We start from the raw sequence: 18,262 nt of genomic DNA, 5'->3' as shown, positions 1-18,262 counted from the left end.
TCCTAAGCAGATCGCGCGCGAAGCCCATGGTTTCCGGCACGCAGCCGATTGCAGTGCAAAATCCGCGCTGGTTGCATCGCCGCAGCCGAGCGCACCGCCGGCGATCACAGGATCCGAACGCCATGCCGGCCTTCCGCCCCCTGCTGCTTGCCATCGCCTGCCTGGCCATGGCACCCATCGCCCAGGCGCAGCACCTGCGCATCGCGATGAAGGCAGCGGTGGACAGCGCCGACCCGCATCTGACTTTCACGCCGAACCGCAATGTGCAGTTGCATGTGTTCGAGACGCTGCTCACCCAGGACGCGACCTTGCGCGCCCAGCCCGGCCTTGCGGAATCCTGGCGGGCGGTCGATCCGCTGACCTGGGAGTTCCGGTTGCGCGAGGGCGTCTTCTTCCATGACGGATCGCCGCTGACCGCTGATGATGTCGCCTTCTCGATCCGCCGCGCCCAGGCCGCGCAGGGTCCCCGCACCTATGCCAGCGCGGTGCGCAACATCACGGGTATCGAGGTGGTCGACCAGCGCAGGCTGATCGTTCGTACCGGCGTGCCGACACCGCTGCAGCCCCACTATCTGGTGGCGATCGCGATCCTGTCCGAACGCGCGGCGACCGATGCCGCCGACGCCGACTTCAATGGCGGCCGCGCGGCGATCGGCACCGGGCCCTATCGCTGGATCCGCTGGACACCCAACCAGGACGTGCTGCTGGAGCGCAGCGCGAACTGGCGCGGGTCGGCCGAACCCTGGGCCCGCGTCACCTTCCGCTTCATCCCGAACGACAGCGCCCGGGTCGCGGCATTGCTCGCCAGCGACGTGGACGTGATCGACACCGTGCCGTCCGGCCTGCACGAGCGCATCCGCGCCCATGCGCAGACCCAGCTCGTCTCCGGCGATTCGGTCTTCACCCACTACTTCTACCTCGACAGCATGAGCACGCAGATTCCGAACGCGACCGGCGCGGATGGGCAGCCGCTGCCGCAGAACCCGCTGCGCGACCAGCGGGTGCGCCAGGCGATGACGCATGCGCTCAACCGCGTGGCGCTGGCCGAGCGCGCCATGGAAGGTGGCGCGACGCCGGCGGGGCAGGTCGCGGCGGCGGGCTTCAGCGGGCACGACCCCGATCTCGGCGTGCCGGCCTATGATCCGGCCCTGTCCCGCCGGCTGCTGGCCGAGGCCGGCTATCCGCAGGGCTTCAACCTCACGGTCCATTGCACGCTGGACCGCTTCGCGGGCGATGCCCGCACCTGCCAGTCGATCGGTCAGATGCTCACTGCCATCGGCATCCGCACCGCGATCGAGGCGCTGCCGATGCCGGTCTATCTCCGCCGCAGCGCCACCCTGACGCCGGCGGGCGCGCCGGAACTCAGCGCCCATCTCTCGATCTTCGGCTCCTCCAGCGGGCTCGCCAGCGAAGGGCTGACCTCGCTGGTGCGCACGGTCAATGCGGCGCGCGCGCATGGCGGCTGGAACCGCTCCCGCTACTCTCATCCGGCGCTGGACCGGCTGCTCGATCTCGCCGATGGCACCTTCGACGACGCGGAGCGGGAGGCGGCGACGCGCCGCGCGGTGCGCTTCGCGGTCGACGACCAGGCACTGCTGCCGATCTTCTTCATGCGCTCGAGCTGGGGCCTGCGGCGTTCCCTGACGCTGACACCGCGCGGCGATCAGTACACCATGGCGACCGAAACCCGCTTGGCGCAGTAATTTTCGTTGCCCTCAAACGCCGGGCGCGCGCTCCGCGCACTTGGCTTCGCCGGACTCCCGGCGGCGCCCATTCGGGCGCTCGGCGCGAGTAAGTGCTCGCGCCGTTCGTAGGAGAGGCCTTCATGATGCACCTCGCCGCCTTCCTGTTCACGCCCGGCAGCCATTCCTCCGGCTGGCGCCATCCCGACGCCATTCCCGAATGCGACATGGATTTCGCCCAATATGTCCGCATCGCGCAGGCAGCCGAGCGCGGGAAGCTGGACACCATCTTCTTCCAGGACACCGTCGCGGTGAACGGCAGCGCGGCACTCGACGGCGTCAGCCGCTTCCGCCCGAAGCAGGGCCGCCAAGCCTATCTGGAACCGACCACGCTGCTGGCGGCGCTCGCCACCGTCACATCGCGCATCGGCCTGATCGCGACGGCGACCACCACCTACAACGAGCCCTACAACATCGCCCGCCGCTTCGCCTCGATCGACCATATCAGCGGCGGCCGGGCCGGGTGGAACCTGGTCACCTCCCAGATCGAGGACGAGGCCGGCAATTTCGGCGCCGACCACCACATGCAGCATGCGCTGCGCTACGAGCGCGCCGAGGAATTCTACGACGTGGTGGCCGGCCTCTGGGACAGCTTCGAGGATGGCGCGCTGATCCGTGACAAGGCGAGCGGCGACTATATCGACCCCGCGAAGCTGCATTTCCTCGACCATCGCGGCAGGCATTTCACGGTGCGCGGTCCGCTGAACATGGCGCGCTGCCCGCAGGGGCGCCCGATAGTGTCCCAAGCCGGCTCCTCCGATGCGGGGATGGAGCTCGCCGCCCGCACCGCCGACCTCGTCTTCACCGCGCAGAGCGACATGTCCGAAGCCCAAGCCTTCGCCGCGGACCTCAAGGCACGCGCGGCGCGGCACGGCCGCGACCCCGCGCATGTGAAGGTCATGCCCGGGCTGATGACCATCATCGGTCGCACCGAAGCCGAGGCGCAGCAGAAGTATGAGGCGCTCCAGCGCCTGCTCGACGACGCCAACGCCATGCGCCTGCTGGCGCGGCTCTGCGGCGATCTCGACATCCACAGCCTGCCGCCCGACGCGCCCCTGCCGGAGCTGCCGCCGAGCAACGCCGCCAAGGCGCGGCAACGGCACCTGATGGAGAAGGCGAAGCGGGAAGACCTCAGTATCATCCAGGTGGCGCGCTACCTCGGCACCTCGCTCGGCCACCAGCTTCTGGTCGGCACGCCCGCACGCATCGCGGACAGCATGGAGGCCTGGCTGCGCGAAGGCGCCTGCGACGGCTTCACCCTGATGTTCCCCTACTACCCGACGCCGCTCGAGGACTTCGTGGCGCTGGTGGTGCCGGAGCTGCAGCGCCGCGGCCTGTTCCGCACCGAGTACCGGGGGCACACCCTGCGCGAACACCTCGGCATCCCGGTGCCGCCAAACCGCTTCGCCGCGGATTGAGGATCACGCAGCCCTTTTGCAAAGGCATTGCGCGGCCGGCCAGCTCATTCCCCGGAAGCGTTACGGAGCGGTCTTCCGTTTGGTGGAATAATGGGCGAAGCGCTGGCCATCCCGACCGGCGCCGGCCCCGTGTCCTCAGTCGCGTTCGCCGGTGGTGCGCTCGTAGTGGCGGTAATACTTGTCGGTGATCTTGTCGGTCTTCACCACGATGCAGACATCGGTGGTGTTGAACTGCGGATCGACGACGGCCCCGTCCCCGACATAGCCGCCCAGCCGCAGATAACCCTTCACGAGCGGCGGCAGCGAGAGTGCCGCGCTGCGGGTGTCGATCGCGGCCGGGTCGAGCCGGCGCATCTCCACGAAGCGCTCCGGCACCGCGCGGGGCCGAAGACCCTCCGGCGCCAGGTGATTGGCATGGAGATAGGTGAGCTGCGGCGCCAGCGCATCGAGGTCGATTCCCGGCAGGGAGGCGCAGCCGAACATGATCTCGACCTCGTTCTTGAAGACATAGGCGGCGATGCCGCGCCACAGCAGTTGCAACACGGCGCGGGTGCGGTAGTCCTCATCCACGCAGGACCGGCCGAGTTCCATGATCTGGCCGGGCAAGGCGGCGAGCGGCCCGATATCGTATTCCGCCTGGGTGTAGAAGCGCCCGATTCGCGCCGCGCCTTCGCGGCGGATCAGCCGATAGGTGCCAACGACGCCCGAGGCGCCTTCGCCGCGATCGTGGTCGAGGACCAGCAGATGGTCGGCGACAGCGTCGAATTCGTCGGTGTCGCGCCGCGAAGCCGCGGTCGCGGCATCGGCATGGGCGCCCATCTCCTCATAGAAGATTCGATACCGCAGCGCCTGGGCAGCGTCGATCTCGGCGGCGGTCTCGGCCAGGCGCACCCCGAGATTGAGCGAGCGCAGCTCGCCGAAACCCGAGCCTTCGTCCAGCATCAGCGCTTGGCCTTGCGGGGGGCAGGCTTCTCCTCCACGGCAGGACGACGGCCGAAGATCTCCAGGCGGAAATCCACCAGCGTGAAGCCCAGCCGCTCGGCGATCGCCTGCGCCAGCCGCTCGTATTCCTCGTCCGCGAACTCGATGACCCGGCCGGTGTCCACGTCGATGAGATGGTGGTGGTGACCGTGCTCGGTCGGCTCGTAACGGGCCCGGCCCCCGCCGAAGTCGCGGCGCTCCAGGATGCCCTTCTCCTCCAGCAGCCGGACCGTCCGGTAGACGGTGGCGACCGAGATCTTGCTGTCGAGCGCGAGCGCGCGGCGATACAGCTCCTCGACGTCGGGATGGTCCTCGGACTCCGACAGCACGCGAGCGATCAGCCGGCGCTGGCCGGTCATCTTCAGGCCGCGCTCGATGCAGAGACGCTCAATGCGCGAAGGTTCGGATCGCGCCGGTTCGGGGCGGGAAGCCTCGGCGCGGGGTTCCGATCGGCGGGGTGGCGGACGTGTGTCCATGCGGAGCGAACGGTTTCCTCGTGGTCGGCGCGGAGCGCGGATCGGGACCATAGCCCCGCGCCGCGCCCCGGCAAACCTTCTCCACGCTGGCCGCGACCGGTTTAGGCTGAACCGGGCAAGGTCCAGCGTCCCTGCTTGGGAGCGCGGTTCCCGTCGTGGGCCATTTTCAGCCGGCGACGATCACGCTCCCGGGCCGTTTCAGGCCGACTTGCCGACCGCCTGCCGGCCGCCCCGCGCCGGGCGCCCGCGCGGCTTGGTGCCAAGCCCGATCTTCTTCGCCAGGGTGGAGCGATGCTTGGCGTAATTCGGTGCCACCATGGGATAGTCGGACTGCAGGCCCCAGCGCTCACGGTATTGTTCCGGCGTCAGGTTGTAAGCCGTCTTCAGATGCCGCTTCAGCATCTTCAGCTTCTTCCCATCTTCAAGGCAGATCAGGTATTCGGGGGTGATCGACTTCTTCACCGGCACCGCCGGCTGCGGCTTTTCCGCGGCTGGTGCGGGCGGGGCGCCGACATTCGACAGCGTGCGATAGACATCCTGGATCAGCCCAGCGAGATCAGGCAGCGCGACGGCGTTGTTCGAGACATGCGCGGCGACGATTTCAGCAGTGAGCCCAAGGAGATCCGCGCTGGCGGCGTTGTCAGCCATGATTGATTGTCCATCCCTGCGATAACAGGCGTGGTATACGCATGCTTGTGCCCGTTTCGCAACAGCGACTTAAGTAAAATGGGAACGTTTCCGTGAATTCATCCTCACCAGAAGCCGCATTCGCCAGGCGAGAAATCGACATAACACTAGAAACCTGCCCGATGACCTTCGTGCGGGTGCGTCTCGCCCTGGACCGTCTGCAACCGGGCGCCGAACTGGGGGTGCTGCTGAAAGGCGAGGAGCCGCGCTTGAATGTTCCCCGCACGGCCACCGAGCAGGGGCACACGGTGCTACAGCAAGAAGAGCGTGGCGATGGGATCCTGCACCTCGTCATCCGCAAGAAGGCGTGAATCTTTTCTTGGCTGCATGGAATTCCGCCGGAGAGGGTCAGGGGCGTAGTGCCAGCCGCAGCACCAAGGCGTCGCTGCCATCGGTGTAGTAGCGGCGGCGGCGCCCGACTTCCATGGCACCTGCCGTTGTGTAAAGCCTGTGCGCCGCCAGATTGCCCTCCGCGACTTCAAGGAACAGCATGTCCGCGCCGAAGGTCTTGGCCTGCCCGGCCAGCGCGCCGAACAGTGCGCGGCCGATGCCGCGGCGCTGCGCCGCGGGGCGCACGGCGAGCGTCAGCAGTTCCGCTTCACCGGCCATGGCGCGGGCCAGGCCGAAGCCCAGCGGCTCTTCTCCGAAGGGTGGCGCGCCGTCGAGCGCCAGCACGCCGAAGCCCCCCGCCGCATCCAGCATCAGTGCAATGGCGTCAGCCCCCCAGCGATCCGACGGCGCGAAAGCCTCGGCATGGATGGCAGCCAGCACCACCGCTTCATGCGCCAGCGCGGCCCGCAGAATCACGGCGCCGAGGCCCGCACCGCCGGGGGCTCGACATAGAGCGGCACCGCGTCCCGCGGCGGCAGCGCGCCGGCCAGCCGCGCCGCCGCGACCCTGGCCAGCGCCGCCGCCTCGGGCAGGCGCGCATCGCTCAACAGCACGTCGCGTTCCTGCGCGGCCAGCCGCGCAGCGACCGCTGCCGCCGCGTCGCCGGCGATCACGACCGGGCCCGGCGGCGCCGGCAGCGCAGCTTCCTCGAAAGCCTCCGGCGGACCGTCCGGCACCATGGCGCCCGGCGCGAAACGCTCCAGCACCACGCGCCCGCGGCGGTTGTCCACCACGGACCAGAGCGCCCGTCCCAGGCGCCGCTCGGCAGGAATGGCCGCGGCCAGGGCTTCCCCTGTGGTCACGCCGATCAACGGCACGGCCGCCCCGAGTGCGATGCCTTCCGCCAGGGCGAGCGCGGCGCGGAGCCCGGTGAAGCCACCGGGACCGACACCGACGGCGACCGCGGACAGCGCCGGGGCCGCGACCCCGGCGCGCGCCAGCACCGCGTCCACCATAGGCGGCAGCAGCGCGGCCTGGCCACGGGCCGCGTCCTCCCGCGCTTCCGCGAGCACCGCACCATCGGCGAGCACCGCCGCCGAGCAGCGGGCGAGGGCGCCATCCAGGGCAAGAATGATCATGGCCACTCCAGGGGAAGCTGCGCGGTGGGAACGGGCTTCGCCCATCCCGATGTCCGGTGACTGTAGCGTCCCCTCGAGCATGATGCGTTCGCATGCGCTCACGCATCATGCTCGAGGGTTTTGTTTGATCGCGTGATTCAGACTTTTCGGCCGAACCGGCCTCAAGTCATCACACTCCAGGCAAGCCCTACAGCGCCAGCTCGATCATGACCGGGACGTGGTCCGAGGCCTTCTCCCAGCCGCGCGCGGCCTTCAGGATGGCGTGGGAGCGGAGCGTGCCCGCCAGGTCGGGGCTGACCCAGACATGGTCAAGCCGCCGGCCCCGATCCGCCGCCAGCCAGTCCCGTGCACGGTAGGACCACCATGTGTAGAGCTTCTGGTCCTCCGGCACGAAGTGGCGCACCGCATCGTGCCAGGCGCCGGCGCGCTGCCAGGCGCCGAGTGCCGCCACCTCCACCGGCGTGTGCGACACCACATCGAGCAACTGCTTGTGCGACCAGACATCCTGCTCCAGGGGCGCGATGTTCAGGTCGCCCACCATGACGCTGCGCCGATTCTCCCCGCGCGCCACGCTCCAGGTCGTGGCCTCGGCCACGAAGTCGAGCTTGTGGCCGAATTTCGGATTGGCCGCCCGGTCCGGGATATCGCCGCCGGCCGGCACGTAGAAGTCGTGCAGCTCGATCGGCCCGCCCGGCGCGTCGAGCGTGATGCCGAGATGCCGGCAATCGCCCTTCAGGCACCAGTCGGGATCATTCGTCCGGGTCTCGAAGGGAATGCGCGAGAGGATGGCGACGCCGTTATAGCCCTTCATCCCCCGCGCCGCGACATAGGGGAAGCCGAGCGCCTTCAGCCCGTCGAGCGGCAGCAGCTCATCCGGGCACTTGGTCTCCTGCAGGCAGATGATGTCGGGTTCGAGGCTGCGCGCCACCTCGCCCAGCAGCGGCAAGCGCAGCCGGACGGAGTTGATGTTCCAGGTCGCGATGCGGAGCGATGCCATGGTGATCGAGGGGCCGTTAGAGCAGATCCTGTTCAGATGGAATCATCTGAACAGGTGAAGATGCTCGGTAAAAACAAAGGGCTGGCGCATTCGGAGTGAGCCGTGTCGAGCGGAAAATGCGCCAGCGCGGCTCGCTGTCCCCGTCAGACGATCTTCACCGTGACGGTGCCGACGCCTTCGACCACGCCTTCCAGCAGGTCGCCGCGTTCGACGGCCGCCACATTCTCGGGCGTCCCGGTCATGATGAGGTCGCCCGGGGCGAGCTCGACCAGGCCGGAGAGGTTCGCGATCACCTCCGGCACCGACCAGATCAGCTTCGACAGGTCCGAGGTCTGGCGGACCTTGCCGTTCACCTTGAGCTCGATCACGCCCTTGGAGACGTCGATGCCGGCGGCCGGCACCAGCGCGCCCATCGGCGCGGAATGGTCGAAGCCCTTGCCCATGTCCCAGGGGCGGCCGGTCTTCTTCGCCTCGTTCTGCAGGTCGCGCCGCGTCATGTCGAGGCCGGCGCAATAGCCCCAGACATGCTTCAGCGCATCGCCGACGGCGATGTTGCTGCCGCCCACGCCGATCGCGACCACCAGCTCCATCTCGTGGTGGAGCTGCTTCGAGGCCGGCGGGTAGGGCATGTCGGCGCCGCCGGTGACCAGCGCATCGGCCGGCTTCGCGAAGTAGAAGGGCGGCTCGCGCGTCGGGTCGCTGCCCATTTCGATCGCATGCTCGGCGTAATTGCGGCCGACGCAGAAAATGCGCCTGACCGGGAACAGCGCATCGCTGCCCTTGATCGGCAGGGCGGCGACGGGGGGCGGCGAAAGGACGTAGTTCGGCATGGGCCGGGGACGCTCCGGAGCTGAGAGGCGCGGACGATAGAGCAGATCGCCGAAGGGCGGAATCGCCCACAGGCGTGAATCTGCTCGTCAAATCAACAGCAGCGTGGATCGCGGAAAGGCGGAACCGCCCGCCTGGCGGGCCGGGATCGGCAAAAAAGACGCCCGGTCAGGGGGGTGACCGGGCGCCGTACCGTATTTCCGATCGGAATGGTCGGGCGAGCCGGCAGGGGACACCGGGACTCGACCTCCGGCGTTGAGATTGCCGGTACGCAGATAATAGCGGTTGAAGACCGCCGAATCAAAAAGCGATTGCGTGACTTCCATGCGCAAACGCAGGCGTGCCATTCACTGCACGCGGGCGTGATGGCGGCCTGGCTGGCGCCACCATCCCTTCGGCATTCCTATTCGGCGGCGACCTGCAAATCCGATTTCAACTTCGGCGCCTTCGCCCGGCGCTGCGCCGCCCAACCGTCGCACGCCTCGCCGAACACTTCGAAAATGCGCCGGCTGCGCAGATCCTGTTCCCAGTCATATTCGGGATGCCACTGCACGCCGAGCAGGAAGCCGGGGGCATCCGGCGCGGAGACCGCCTCGATGGTGCCATCCGGCGCCAGCGCCTCCACCCGCAACCGCGGGGCCAGGCGCCGCACGCCCTGGTTGTGCAGGGAGTTCACCGGAATCTCGCCACCGACACCGAGCATGGCCGCGAGCCTGCCGCCTTCCGCCAGCCGCACCGCATGCGCCTTGCCGGTGCGCACGGCGGAGATCGGCTGGTCCGATGGCGTCGAATGGTCCATGCGCCCCGGCAGGTCCTGGATACGCTGGTCCAGGCTGCCGCCGAGGGCGACGTTCAGTTCCTGCATGCCGCGGCAGATCGCGAGCAGAGGAACGCCGGCGGCGACCGTGGCGCGGATCAGCGGCAGCGTGGTCGCGTCGCGCTCCTGATCCTCGGGCGTGCCCGGTGCGTGATCGGGACCCTCGTAATGACCGGGCCAGACGTTGCTGCGGCTGCCGGTCAGGATCAGCCCGTCCAGCCGGGGCACCAGCTCGGCGACGATATCCGCGCCGGCGGCCGGCAGCAGGACGGGCAGCCCGCCGATCGGCCCCATGACCGCCCGCACATAGGTGCCGGAGGCGGCGTGATTCGGGGTCGCGAAGACGCCGAAAGCCTTGACGCAGCAGGAGATGCCGATAAGGGGCCGCATGAGTACCGATGCTCGCGCGCCCGTGCGGCAGGATCAAGGCTCAAGCGCTGCTTTTTCGCCCAGCCAGCCCTGCGTCCTGGGCACCAACGGTCTGTAGGGCGAGCGAAGTGGCCCCTGGCCCTGCCTTCACCAAGGCTTCGGCGGGCGCGTACCACGCGGCCACAGGCCGCCACTGGCTTCTGCGGGGCGAGCGCAGCGATGCCCCGAGGCCGCGATGCGGCCCGCGCGCGACCGACCGTGGCCGCCGATGCAGCCCTGACAGCGCGGAAGCCAAGCGCGCGGACGCGCGCGCCGGCGTCTGAGGACAATGAAAAACTTCACCGCCGGCGCTTGAGGCCTCTATCTCTGCGGCTGGCCGAAGCCGCCAGGCTCGAAGAAGGTCGGGTTGTTGAAGGCGAAGATCCGGTCGTCGAAACGGCCGCCGACCTCGATGGCGGACAAGGTCACCCGGGTCTGCCGCCCCTGCGCGTCCAGCACCACCCATTGGCGCAGTTCCATCGGATTCTCCTGCAGGATCAGGGTCAGCCGCCCCTCGCCGGGCTGGGAGTTGCGGAACAGCGTCACCCGCAGGAAGCCGCCATCGCGGATCACGGAGGTCACCGTGATCGCGTTGGCGAAGCGGAAATTCTCCTGCAGCAGCACGCCGAGCGGCGTCGCGCTGGTCGGCACCGTGCTCGGGCTGCGCAGGTCGCGGTCATAGAGGATGAACTGGCCATAGGAGGCGACCAGGAGCAGCGGCACCGGCGGGTCGTAGTCGAAGCGCATGCGCCCGGGCCGCGCGATCCAGGCCGTGCCCTGGGCGGTCTGACCGTTCTGCGCGGTCTGCAGGAAGCGCGCCTTCAGGGTGCGCAGCCCGTTCAGATAGGCCTCGACCCGCGCCAGCGCCTGGGCGCGCTCGGGCTCCGCGACCTCCGCACCGCCGAGTGGCGGCGGCGCCTCCTGCCGCGGGGCGCGCCCGCGCTGGGACTGCGCGGTGGCGGGCAACGCCGGCAGGGCGGCGGCGAGGGCGATCAGGGCGCGACGGTGCATGGGCCGAGATGTGGCAGCGCGCGGCCCGGACGAAAAGGGCGGATCGTCCGGCGCAAGGGATGCGGGACGGAGGCGCTCAGCGGGCCGGCGGGGTCGGCGGCGCGCCCCGCTGGATGCCCTGCATCATCCGCTGCATGTCGAGCGGCTGGAAGCCCGCCGGCACCTGGAACCGCGCCGGGTCCTGCGCCCCATAGGCGACGCGCGTCGCTTCCAGGACCTGCCCCGGCTGCGCGTCGTTCTGGGCCCGCAGCAGCACGCCATCATCGGTAAGGCAGGCCCGCGCCCGGTTCGACCCATCCTCGACCCGCCAGACGGTGCAGGCGGTGCCGGCGATGCGCTCACTGCCTTCCCGCGCGAAGCGGGCATTGGGCGAGGGGTTGAAGCCCTGCCCGCCCGGCACGGCATGGCCGTCGACATTCATCACCATGCGCTGCTGCTCCATCACCACCTGCGCGCGGTTGTTGCGCTGGTCGAGCAGCATCCAGCCCCCCGACATCGGCCCAGCCTGGGCGCCGGCCGGCAGATCGACGCGCATCAGGCGCTGCGACACCAGCCAGGACATCTGCACGTCCTGCGGCGCGCCCTGCGGGCCGCCGGACGTCCGGTAGGTCACCGCCACGTCGCGCGTCGGGAAGAGCGGTGGCTGGGATGGCTGCGCGAGGGCAGCCACAGGCAGCCCGAGCAGAAGCGCGGCGAGGGCGTGGCGCATGGCGTCATCTCCGGTCGAGCGTGATGATCAAGGTCGCTGGAGCCTATCCGTGAGCGTCAGCGGACGAATCGTGCTCCAGCGGGCGCGGAGCTTCACCAGCCCAGCGGCCGGCGGTCAAGCGCGCGCGCCGGGCTTGGCCAATCATCACGCCGCGATGGCGCTTCGCCCCAGGATGGCGCCGCCGCGCAGCGCACCGGGACGGGAATCGCCCCATTGCACCGCATGGCCCTCCGGCAGCGCGCGGCTGAAGGGCGTCGCCAGCCAGATGCGCAGCAGCACCCGCCGGCCTTCGGCGCCATCCTGATAGGCGGTGCGGCCATGGTAGCTGACATGCTGGTTCAGGAGCTGCAGGTCGCCCGGCGTGAAGGGCGCTTCCAGGCAGACCTCATCGGCTACCGCCGCCAGCAGGTCCATCGCCGCGAGCTGCTGCGGCGTGAGCGGCGGCACGCCCGGCTCGGCATGCGCCATCTCGACATAGGTGCGGCTGTACTGGCTGGTGAATTCCCCGCCCGGCCCGCGTGCGAAGACCGGCATGCGGAAGACCCGGTCGGCGTGCTGGTCGCCTTCCTCGTCGGCCGGGCGCATGCGCCAGAAATCCTCGTAGAGCACGCGCAGCAGCGCAGGGTCGCGGCGCGCGATCTCGTCGTGGATCGCGACCGTGGAGACCACCCGCGACACTCCGCCCGCGATGCCGTTCGAGGCGCAGAGCAGCGCCAGCACGTCGCATTTGTCGGTATGGAAGCGCAGCGGCCCGGTGGAGCGCGACCGCGCCCGTGCCGAAGGCACCGCGCCATCCGCCGTGGCGCCGGTGATCGCGGCGCCGGTGCCGGTCTCATCCTTCACCTCGGCCAGCACCTCGCCGGTGGTGTTCTGGAACAGCGGCGTGCCGAGATTGGCGGCGATGCCCCAGAACACCGTGCGCAGCGCCGCCGCGTCCCAGCGATCGACCGGCAGGCCGGAGAGCCGCACCACGCCGGCGCCCTGCTCCAGCTCATCCGCGATGCCGTCGAGCAGCGGCCGCAGCGTCGGGATGGCGAAATCCGCGGCAGCGATGCGCGGCGGCGCGATGCCACGCGCCCGGGCCGCGTCCAGCGCGGCATCGAGGGCCGCGATCTCGTCGCCGGTGAAGCGGCGGCCCCAATAGGGGCTCCGCGCCAATTCCTCACCGCGCCAGGCAGCGCGGCCGCCGATCGGGGTCATGTCCGGTTCCATGTGCGTTTCCTCGGCAAGAGGAGCGCAGCATAGCGCGCCGAACGCTCGGCGCGAGCCGCGACATCAAACCTCTCCGCGGCCGCAGGCCGCCATCGGTCCCTGCGGCGGCGAGGCGAAGCCGATGCCCCGAGGCCGCGAATGCGGCCCGCGCGCGACCATCAGCGGCGCCCGGCACACACCTGACAGCGCGAAAGCCAAGGCCGCGGATGCGGCCGCCGGCGCTTGAGGGCGATGAAAACTCCGGCGCCGGCGACTGAGGCAGGCAAAACTGACGGACGCGCTGCGCGTGTCCGTCAGGTTACGCTGATCCCTCGGTCACGAATGATCTGGCCCCAACGGGCGGTCTCGGCCGCGATGCGGGCAGCGAATTCGGCGCGGGTGTTCGGCAGGTAGATCAGGCCCTGCTCGGCCAGGAAAGCCTGCACCTCCGGCATCAGCGACACCCGGGTATAGGTGTCGTAGAGCGTCGTCAGCACCGGCTCCGGCGTGCGGGCCGGGGCGATGACCGCGTACCAGGTGGCGACATCGATATCGAGGCCGCTCTCCTTCAATGTCGGCACGTCCGGGAGCTGCGGCACCCGGGTCGGCGTCGTCACCGCTAGTGCCCGCACGCGGCCGTCGCGGAGCGGCGGCAGCATGGTGGGAAGCGTGTCGAACATCGCCTGCACGTCGTTCTGCAGCAGCGCGATCAGGCTGTCGGCATTGCCGCGGTAGGGCACATGCTCCATCTGCACCCCATCCTGCCCGCGCAGCATCTCGAAGATCAGATGCTGCGCGGTGCCGACGCCGACCGAGGCATAGTTCAGCCGCCCCGGCTGCGCGCGGGCCAGCGCGACGAGCTCGCCGATGGTCTGCGCCGGGGCATCCTTCGCGACCACCAGCACCAGGGGGGAGGCCGCGAACATGGTGATCGGCGCCAGGTCGCGGGCCACGTCGAAGGGCATGTCGCGGTAGAGGTTCGGGAAGATCGTCAGCGGGCCGAGATTGCCCATGCCGATGGTCAGCCCGTCCGGCGCCGCACGTGCCACCTCCGCGACCCCGATCCGCCCGCCGGCGCCGGCCTTGAAGTCGTTCACGATGGTCTGGCCGAGCAGGCGCGACACCCGGTCGTTGAAGGTGCGCGCGATCACGTCGTTCAGCCCGCCGGGCGGCCAGGGCACCACGAAGCGGATGCTCCGTGCCGGCTGCTGCGCGACGGCGGGCGCTGCGAGACCGAGGCCAAGGGCGCCGAGCGCGCGGCGCGTGATGGCGGGGGTCGTCATGCGGAGGAGCCTTTCGTCACGCGGAGGTCATCATCACAGTACCGCACCTGCGAAGGGTCAAGTCGCCGCGAGCGTTCTTTTATCGTATCGGTTTTCCACCGGACGGACTATGGGATCAGGCGAGGAGGCCGATCAATGACAACCCCGCTGCAGAACCTGTTCCTGCCCGATGCCCGCCGCAACGGCCAGGTCGTCGCCGAATTCGCGCAGGCCGAGACGGTGCCCTTCAAGACGGTGGCGCTCAACAAGAACGGCTACTGCGCCGGGCTGACCCTGCATTGGCTCTCGCTGCGCCTGACCAACCAGCCCTGGCCCAAGGATCAAGCCAGCGCGGACGGCGTGGCGCTGGCCGTGAAGGCCTCCGACACCTACGGCAAATACGTGGCCGGCAACGAGAAGGCGATGGGCGAGTCCAACGTCTTCGCCACCATCGGGCGCGGCATCATGGGCGATAAGCTGGGCGTCCAGTCCAACAACCTGATGCAGATCCGGGGCGCGCTCAACGCGACGGCCCCGGCATTCAACCTGATCCTCGATCCGGGCATGGAGGCGATGACCTGGTCCGACCAGCGCGGCGAAGACTTCGCCCATGAAGTCGCGGTGCGCGGATACGGCCTCTACTACCTCTCCATCGCGATACCGTCGGGCGGCTCGCATGCGGTCGCCATCCACGTGCTCAGCAGCGCCTTCACTTCGGGGGTGGATTTCTTCGACCCCAATATCGGGCACCTGCACTACAAGAACTCGACCGAGTTCCGCTGGAGCTTCGCGCGGCTGCTGTCCTGCTACAGGCAGGCCGACAACCTCGACTTCGTCCGCGGCTATGCGCTGCGCATGACGCGCAAGGCCTTTTAATAGGCGCCGGCGCGGTCAGGCCGCGGCCCTATTCGTCACCGCTCCTGCGGGTCAGCACCTCGCGCTTGCCGACATGGTTGGCCGGGCCGACGATGCCTTCCTTCTCCATCTGCTCGATCAGCTTGGCGGCGCGGTTGTAGCCGATCGACAGGTGCCGCTGGATGAAGCTGGTGCTCGCCTTGCCTTCGCGGGAGACCAGCGCCACCGCCTGGTCGAAGAGCGAGGCCTCGGCATCGGTGTTGCCGCCGAGCAGGCCGGCCGCGGCGCCGTCCTCATCCTCGGCGACCTCGGTGACTTCCTCGACATAGGCGGGCTCGCCCTGCTCGCGCAGGAACTCGACCACGCGCTCGACCTCGGCATCCGAGACGAAGGGGCCGTGCACGCGCGTCACCCGGCCGCCGCCCGCCATGTGCAGCATGTCGCCCTGGCCCAGAAGCTGCTCCGCCCCCTGTTCGCCGAGGATGGTGCGGCTGTCGATCTTGGAGGTGACCTGGAAGCTGATGCGGGTCGGGAAATTCGCCTTGATGGTGCCGGTGATGACGTCGACCGAGGGCCGCTGCGTCGCCATCACCACATGGATCCCGGCAGCGCGCGCCATCTGCGCCAGGCGCTGCACCGCGGCTTCGATATCCTTGCCGGCGACCATCATCAGGTCCGCCACTTCGTCGATGATGACGACGATCATCGGCAGCGGTTCCAGCGCCAGCGGCTGGTCCTCGAAGACCGGCTTGCCGGTCTCCGGGTCGAAGCCCACCTGCACGCGCCGCGTCAGCGTCTCGCCCTTGATGCGCGCGGCGCCGACCTTGTCGTTGTAGCCGCCGATGTTGCGCACCCCGAGCTGGCTCATCAGCCGGTAGCGGCGCTCCATCTCCCGCACGGTCCACTTCAGCGCGCCGATCGCCTTGGCAGGCTCGGTGACGACCGGGGCCAGCAGATGCGGGATGCGGTCGTAGACGCTGAGCTCCAGCATCTTCGGGTCGATCATGATGAAGCGGCACTCGTCCGGGGTCATCCGGAAGAGCAGCGACAGGATCATGGTGTTGACCGCGACCGACTTGCCTGAGCCGGTGGTGCCGGCAATCAGCAGATGCGGCATCCGCGCGAGGTCGGCCACCACGGGCGCACCGCCGATATCCTTGCCGAGAGCGAGGTTCAGCTTGCCTGGGGTGCGGGCCCAGTCCTCGGCCAGCATCATCTCGGAGAAGAAGACCGTCTCGCGCTTGGCGTTCGGCATCTCGATGCCGATGACGTTGCGCCCCGGCACGGTCGCGATGCGCACTGCGACCACCGACATCGACCGCGCAATGTCGTCCGCCAGGCCGATCACGCGCGCCGACTTGGTGCCCGGCGCCGGCTCCAGCTCATAGAGCGTCACCACCGGCCCGGGCCGGATCTCGGCGATGCGGCCGCGGACGCCGTAATCATCCAGCACGCTCTCGAGCAGCCGCGCATTGGCCTGCAGCGATTCCTCCGAAGGCCCGCCGGAGCGGCGCGCAGGTGCGGCGACCAGCAGATCGACCGGCGGCAGGCGGAAGCCCTCTTCGCCGAGATCGAGCGCCGGCTGCACTGCCTTGCTGCGCCGCGCCTCGACCGGCGGTGCGACCTTGGGGCGGGACGCGGGCGGCAGCCGCGGCGGCGGCGCCTCATCCTCTTCCTCATCCGGCATGCTGGGCGGCCGGCCGCGATGCGCGGAGAGGGGCGGCTCCTGCGCATCGGGCGGGATCACGCGCGCGGCGGCATCGGCATTGCGCAGCATTTCGTGCAGCGGCACCTGGGCGGGACGTGCGCGGCGGCTCAGCAGCGCATCGAGGCCGCGGCGGAAGAAGCCGGACCGGCGCGGCTGGACGGCCGGTGCCTCGGGCGGCGGCGCGGCGCGGTAGGATGCCGCTTCCGGCTCGGGCCGGTCATCCTCATGGCCAGGGCCGCGTAGATCACCGATCCCGCGTGCGGAGGCGCGCGCGAGCCGCCCGGCCGCGCCGGCGGCCATCACCCCGGCCCCGGCCGCCACGCGGGCACCGCCCAGCGCAGCCCGCCCGGCGCCCCGCCATTCGCCGCCGCTGAGGCCGCAGGCCAGGAAGACCGCGAGCAGCGCCAGGATCGCGATCAGCCCGTTCCCGATCAGGGTGCCGAAGGGGCCGAGCGCGGCCGTGAGCCCGTTCACGACCGCTGCGGCGACGGGCGAGCCGATCGCGCCGCCCGGGCCGGCCTGCACCAGAAAATGGCCCGGCAGGGGCAGCAGCGCGACCGCGGCGGCCACCAGCGGCAGCCCGGCCAGGAAGCCGATCAACCGCAGCGGGAAGGTGCCGAGCCCGCGCTGCGTCGCCAGCCGCCAGGCCCAGGCGAGCAGGCAGAGCACCGGCAGGCCGGCGGCCAGGCCGAAGCCCTGGAGCATCAGGTCGGCGGTGATCGCGCCCGCCGGCCCGACCAGGTTGCGCGTGGCGTGGAAGGTCGCCGTGTTGAGCGAGGGGTCCGCCGGATCATAGGTCAGCAACGCGACCGCCAGCGCCAGCGCCATCAGCGCAAAGAGCACCCCGACAAGCTCCCCCATCCGGCGCCGCAGCACGGCGCGCACCGCCGGCGAGGCGAAGCGGCGCGGGTCGAGCCGCCCATTGGCGGCGGGACGGGGATCGGCATTGGAGGCAGCACGGGGCATGGTTCGGCCAGGGTCGCTGATATGGCGCGCGAAATCTACAGCGGACGGCCCTGGAAAGGCAGGAGAATATGGCGTGATGTCCGGCGGCTACCGCGCCGGTGCCCGCCCGGCCAGGCACTCCGCCATCACCGCCCCGGCCTGTGCGAGGCCCGTCGTCGCCAGCCGCAGCGGCGATGCCCGCCCGGTATCCAGGTAGATCTCCCGCGAACGGGTCCAGTCGATGTTGAAGGGCGTGGTGAACACCGCCTGCACGCCACCCGGGAAGGCGGTGGTCACTTCCAGCCCATAGGCCTGGCCACCCGCCAGCAGGGCGACGGGCTGTCCGGGCTGCAGGCTGACATTGGCGCCGCCGATATGTTCGGCCAGTTCGAGCGTCGGGCGCTCCGCCGGCCGCGCCGCGGGTGCCGCCGAAGGACGTGCGCCCGGGCGTGCCGGTGGAGGCGCCGCCGCGGCTGGGCGGGCCAGGATCCGCACCTGATGCACCGGCGCCTCGGTCACGCCCGCGATCAGGCAGCGCCGATCGCCGCCGGTGAGCGCCACGGTCCAGTCACCCTGCCGCCGTTCCCAGACCGGTGTCGGCGCACCTTGCGCCAAGGCGGCGCCGCAGAGTGCGACACCCCAACACACCGCCATCACGCGCATCGCCATGCCGCCCAGCCCCCACCGACCGCGCGCATTCCTCCGCCAGCGCACCGCAAAACGCAACGGGCGCGGAGGTCTCCCCCCGCGCCCGCCGC

The 18,262-nt window shown here is 70.0% G+C and carries 19 protein-coding genes; 4 read left to right on the top strand and 15 right to left on the bottom strand.

The window, feature by feature from the left end; all coding sequences use genetic code 11:
• Positions 1–122 precede the first annotated feature (122 nt).
• Complete coding sequence (locus tag GXW71_RS24540; RefSeq protein WP_211855329.1) at positions 123–1,703, top strand: ABC transporter substrate-binding protein; 1,581 nt, start codon at positions 123–125, stop codon at positions 1,701–1,703.
• Positions 1,704–1,825: 122 nt separating this feature from the next.
• A complete protein-coding gene (locus GXW71_RS24535; RefSeq protein WP_246526854.1) occupies positions 1,826–3,160 on the top strand; it encodes an LLM class flavin-dependent oxidoreductase in 1,335 nt (444 codons plus the stop codon).
• A gap of 135 nt (positions 3,161–3,295) precedes the next feature.
• Here GXW71_RS24535 and GXW71_RS24530 read toward each other — a convergent pair whose 3' ends face one another.
• The 3 genes from GXW71_RS24530 to GXW71_RS24520 form a co-directional block, all read right to left on the bottom strand.
• Complete coding sequence (locus tag GXW71_RS24530) at positions 3,296–4,102, bottom strand: GNAT family N-acetyltransferase (protein ID WP_211855328.1); 807 nt, start codon at positions 4,100–4,102, stop codon at positions 3,296–3,298.
• Positions 4,102–4,500, bottom strand: coding sequence for a Fur family transcriptional regulator (locus GXW71_RS24525; protein WP_246526853.1), 399 nt, complete (start codon positions 4,498–4,500; stop codon positions 4,102–4,104). The genes GXW71_RS24530 and GXW71_RS24525 overlap by 1 nt, the downstream gene beginning before the upstream one ends.
• A gap of 315 nt (positions 4,501–4,815) precedes the next feature.
• A complete protein-coding gene (locus GXW71_RS24520; protein ID WP_211855326.1) occupies positions 4,816–5,265 on the bottom strand; it encodes a MucR family transcriptional regulator in 450 nt (149 codons plus the stop codon).
• 92 nt (positions 5,266–5,357) lie between these two features.
• Between GXW71_RS24520 and GXW71_RS24515 the strand changes: the two genes are divergently transcribed.
• On the top strand, positions 5,358–5,615 hold the full coding sequence (locus GXW71_RS24515; protein ID WP_367615871.1) for a sulfurtransferase TusA family protein: 258 nt from the start codon (positions 5,358–5,360) through the stop codon (positions 5,613–5,615).
• A 37-nt stretch (positions 5,616–5,652) separates the two neighbouring features.
• Here the strand turns inward: GXW71_RS24515 and GXW71_RS24510 are convergent, their stop codons facing one another.
• The 10 genes from GXW71_RS24510 to GXW71_RS24465 all read right to left on the bottom strand — a co-directional run bounded on the left by GXW71_RS24510 (position 5,653) and on the right by GXW71_RS24465 (position 14,017).
• Positions 5,653–6,111, bottom strand: a complete 459-nt coding sequence (locus GXW71_RS24510; RefSeq protein ID WP_367617363.1) for a GNAT family N-acetyltransferase — start codon at positions 6,109–6,111, stop codon at positions 5,653–5,655.
• The gene (gene tsaB / locus GXW71_RS24505; protein ID WP_211855324.1) at positions 6,108–6,773 is read right to left on the bottom strand and encodes a tRNA (adenosine(37)-N6)-threonylcarbamoyltransferase complex dimerization subunit type 1 TsaB; all 666 of its coding nucleotides are present in this window, start codon (positions 6,771–6,773) and stop codon (positions 6,108–6,110) included. The genes GXW71_RS24510 and tsaB overlap by 4 nt, the downstream gene beginning before the upstream one ends.
• Before the next feature lie 187 nt (positions 6,774–6,960).
• Positions 6,961–7,770 (bottom strand): exodeoxyribonuclease III, encoded by an 810-nt coding sequence (locus GXW71_RS24500; protein WP_211855323.1) that lies wholly within the window; start codon positions 7,768–7,770, stop codon positions 6,961–6,963.
• 143 nt (positions 7,771–7,913) lie between these two features.
• Positions 7,914–8,600 (bottom strand): fumarylacetoacetate hydrolase family protein, encoded by a 687-nt coding sequence (locus GXW71_RS24495; protein WP_211855322.1) that lies wholly within the window; start codon positions 8,598–8,600, stop codon positions 7,914–7,916.
• 87 nt (positions 8,601–8,687) lie between these two features.
• Positions 8,688–8,945 carry a hypothetical protein gene (locus tag GXW71_RS24490; RefSeq protein WP_211855321.1) on the bottom strand — a complete coding sequence of 86 codons (258 nt, stop codon included), beginning with the start codon at positions 8,943–8,945 and terminating at the stop codon, positions 8,688–8,690.
• Positions 8,946–9,001: 56 nt separating this feature from the next.
• Positions 9,002–9,805: a gamma-glutamyl-gamma-aminobutyrate hydrolase family protein gene (locus GXW71_RS24485; RefSeq protein ID WP_211855320.1), complete on the bottom strand. Its 804-nt coding sequence runs from the start codon at positions 9,803–9,805 to the stop codon at positions 9,002–9,004.
• A 339-nt stretch (positions 9,806–10,144) separates the two neighbouring features.
• The gene (locus GXW71_RS24480; protein ID WP_211855319.1) at positions 10,145–10,834 is read right to left on the bottom strand and encodes a LolA family protein; all 690 of its coding nucleotides are present in this window, start codon (positions 10,832–10,834) and stop codon (positions 10,145–10,147) included.
• 76 nt (positions 10,835–10,910) lie between these two features.
• A complete protein-coding gene (locus GXW71_RS24475; RefSeq protein WP_211855318.1) occupies positions 10,911–11,543 on the bottom strand; it encodes a DUF4412 domain-containing protein in 633 nt (210 codons plus the stop codon).
• Between the two features lie 144 nt (positions 11,544–11,687).
• On the bottom strand, positions 11,688–12,755 hold the full coding sequence (locus GXW71_RS24470) for a TauD/TfdA family dioxygenase (RefSeq protein WP_211855317.1): 1,068 nt from the start codon (positions 12,753–12,755) through the stop codon (positions 11,688–11,690).
• 293 nt (positions 12,756–13,048) lie between these two features.
• Positions 13,049–14,017 (bottom strand): Bug family tripartite tricarboxylate transporter substrate binding protein, encoded by a 969-nt coding sequence (locus tag GXW71_RS24465; RefSeq protein ID WP_211855316.1) that lies wholly within the window; start codon positions 14,015–14,017, stop codon positions 13,049–13,051.
• Positions 14,018–14,152: 135 nt separating this feature from the next.
• Between GXW71_RS24465 and GXW71_RS24460 the strand changes: the two genes are divergently transcribed.
• Positions 14,153–14,872: a YopT-type cysteine protease domain-containing protein gene (locus tag GXW71_RS24460; RefSeq protein WP_211855315.1), complete on the top strand. Its 720-nt coding sequence runs from the start codon at positions 14,153–14,155 to the stop codon at positions 14,870–14,872.
• 28 nt (positions 14,873–14,900) lie between these two features.
• Here GXW71_RS24460 and GXW71_RS24455 read toward each other — a convergent pair whose 3' ends face one another.
• Positions 14,901–17,525, bottom strand: a complete 2,625-nt coding sequence (locus tag GXW71_RS24455) for a DNA translocase FtsK (protein WP_211855314.1) — start codon at positions 17,523–17,525, stop codon at positions 14,901–14,903.
• A gap of 87 nt (positions 17,526–17,612) precedes the next feature.
• On the bottom strand, positions 17,613–18,173 hold the full coding sequence (locus GXW71_RS24450) for a hypothetical protein (RefSeq protein ID WP_211855313.1): 561 nt from the start codon (positions 18,171–18,173) through the stop codon (positions 17,613–17,615).
• Positions 18,174–18,262: the final 89 nt, after the last annotated feature.

Origin of the sequence: Plastoroseomonas hellenica, assembly GCF_018129085.1 — a bacterium.
GTDB classification, from domain to species: domain Bacteria; phylum Pseudomonadota; class Alphaproteobacteria; order Acetobacterales; family Acetobacteraceae; genus Plastoroseomonas; species Plastoroseomonas hellenica.
This window is presented reverse-complemented; position numbering and strand designations above follow the sequence as displayed.

Coding starts and splice junctions, on each gene's coding strand:
- GXW71_RS24480 (WP_211855319.1), bottom strand. CDS start 10,834: ATGCACCGTCGCGCCCTGATCGCCCTCGCCGCCGCCCTGCCGGCGTTG.
- GXW71_RS24530 (WP_211855328.1), bottom strand. CDS start 4,102: ATGCTGGACGAAGGCTCGGGTTTCGGCGAGCTGCGCTCGCTCAATCTC.
- GXW71_RS24500 (WP_211855323.1), bottom strand. CDS start 7,770: ATGGCATCGCTCCGCATCGCGACCTGGAACATCAACTCCGTCCGGCTG.
- GXW71_RS24455 (WP_211855314.1), bottom strand. CDS start 17,525: ATGCCCCGTGCTGCCTCCAATGCCGATCCCCGTCCCGCCGCCAATGGG.
- tsaB (WP_211855324.1), bottom strand. CDS start 6,773: ATGATCATTCTTGCCCTGGATGGCGCCCTCGCCCGCTGCTCGGCGGCG.
- GXW71_RS24465 (WP_211855316.1), bottom strand. CDS start 14,017: ATGACGACCCCCGCCATCACGCGCCGCGCGCTCGGCGCCCTTGGCCTC.
- GXW71_RS24485 (WP_211855320.1), bottom strand. CDS start 9,805: ATGCGGCCCCTTATCGGCATCTCCTGCTGCGTCAAGGCTTTCGGCGTC.
- GXW71_RS24490 (WP_211855321.1), bottom strand. CDS start 8,945: ATGGCACGCCTGCGTTTGCGCATGGAAGTCACGCAATCGCTTTTTGAT.
- GXW71_RS24475 (WP_211855318.1), bottom strand. CDS start 11,543: ATGCGCCACGCCCTCGCCGCGCTTCTGCTCGGGCTGCCTGTGGCTGCC.
- GXW71_RS24520 (WP_211855326.1), bottom strand. CDS start 5,265: ATGGCTGACAACGCCGCCAGCGCGGATCTCCTTGGGCTCACTGCTGAA.
- GXW71_RS24525 (WP_246526853.1), bottom strand. CDS start 4,500: ATGACCGGCCAGCGCCGGCTGATCGCTCGCGTGCTGTCGGAGTCCGAG.
- GXW71_RS24495 (WP_211855322.1), bottom strand. CDS start 8,600: ATGCCGAACTACGTCCTTTCGCCGCCCCCCGTCGCCGCCCTGCCGATC.
- GXW71_RS24535 (WP_246526854.1), top strand. CDS start 1,826: ATGATGCACCTCGCCGCCTTCCTGTTCACGCCCGGCAGCCATTCCTCC.
- GXW71_RS24470 (WP_211855317.1), bottom strand. CDS start 12,755: ATGGAACCGGACATGACCCCGATCGGCGGCCGCGCTGCCTGGCGCGGT.
- GXW71_RS24450 (WP_211855313.1), bottom strand. CDS start 18,173: ATGGCGATGCGCGTGATGGCGGTGTGTTGGGGTGTCGCACTCTGCGGC.
- GXW71_RS24540 (WP_211855329.1), top strand. CDS start 123: ATGCCGGCCTTCCGCCCCCTGCTGCTTGCCATCGCCTGCCTGGCCATG.
- GXW71_RS24460 (WP_211855315.1), top strand. CDS start 14,153: ATGACAACCCCGCTGCAGAACCTGTTCCTGCCCGATGCCCGCCGCAAC.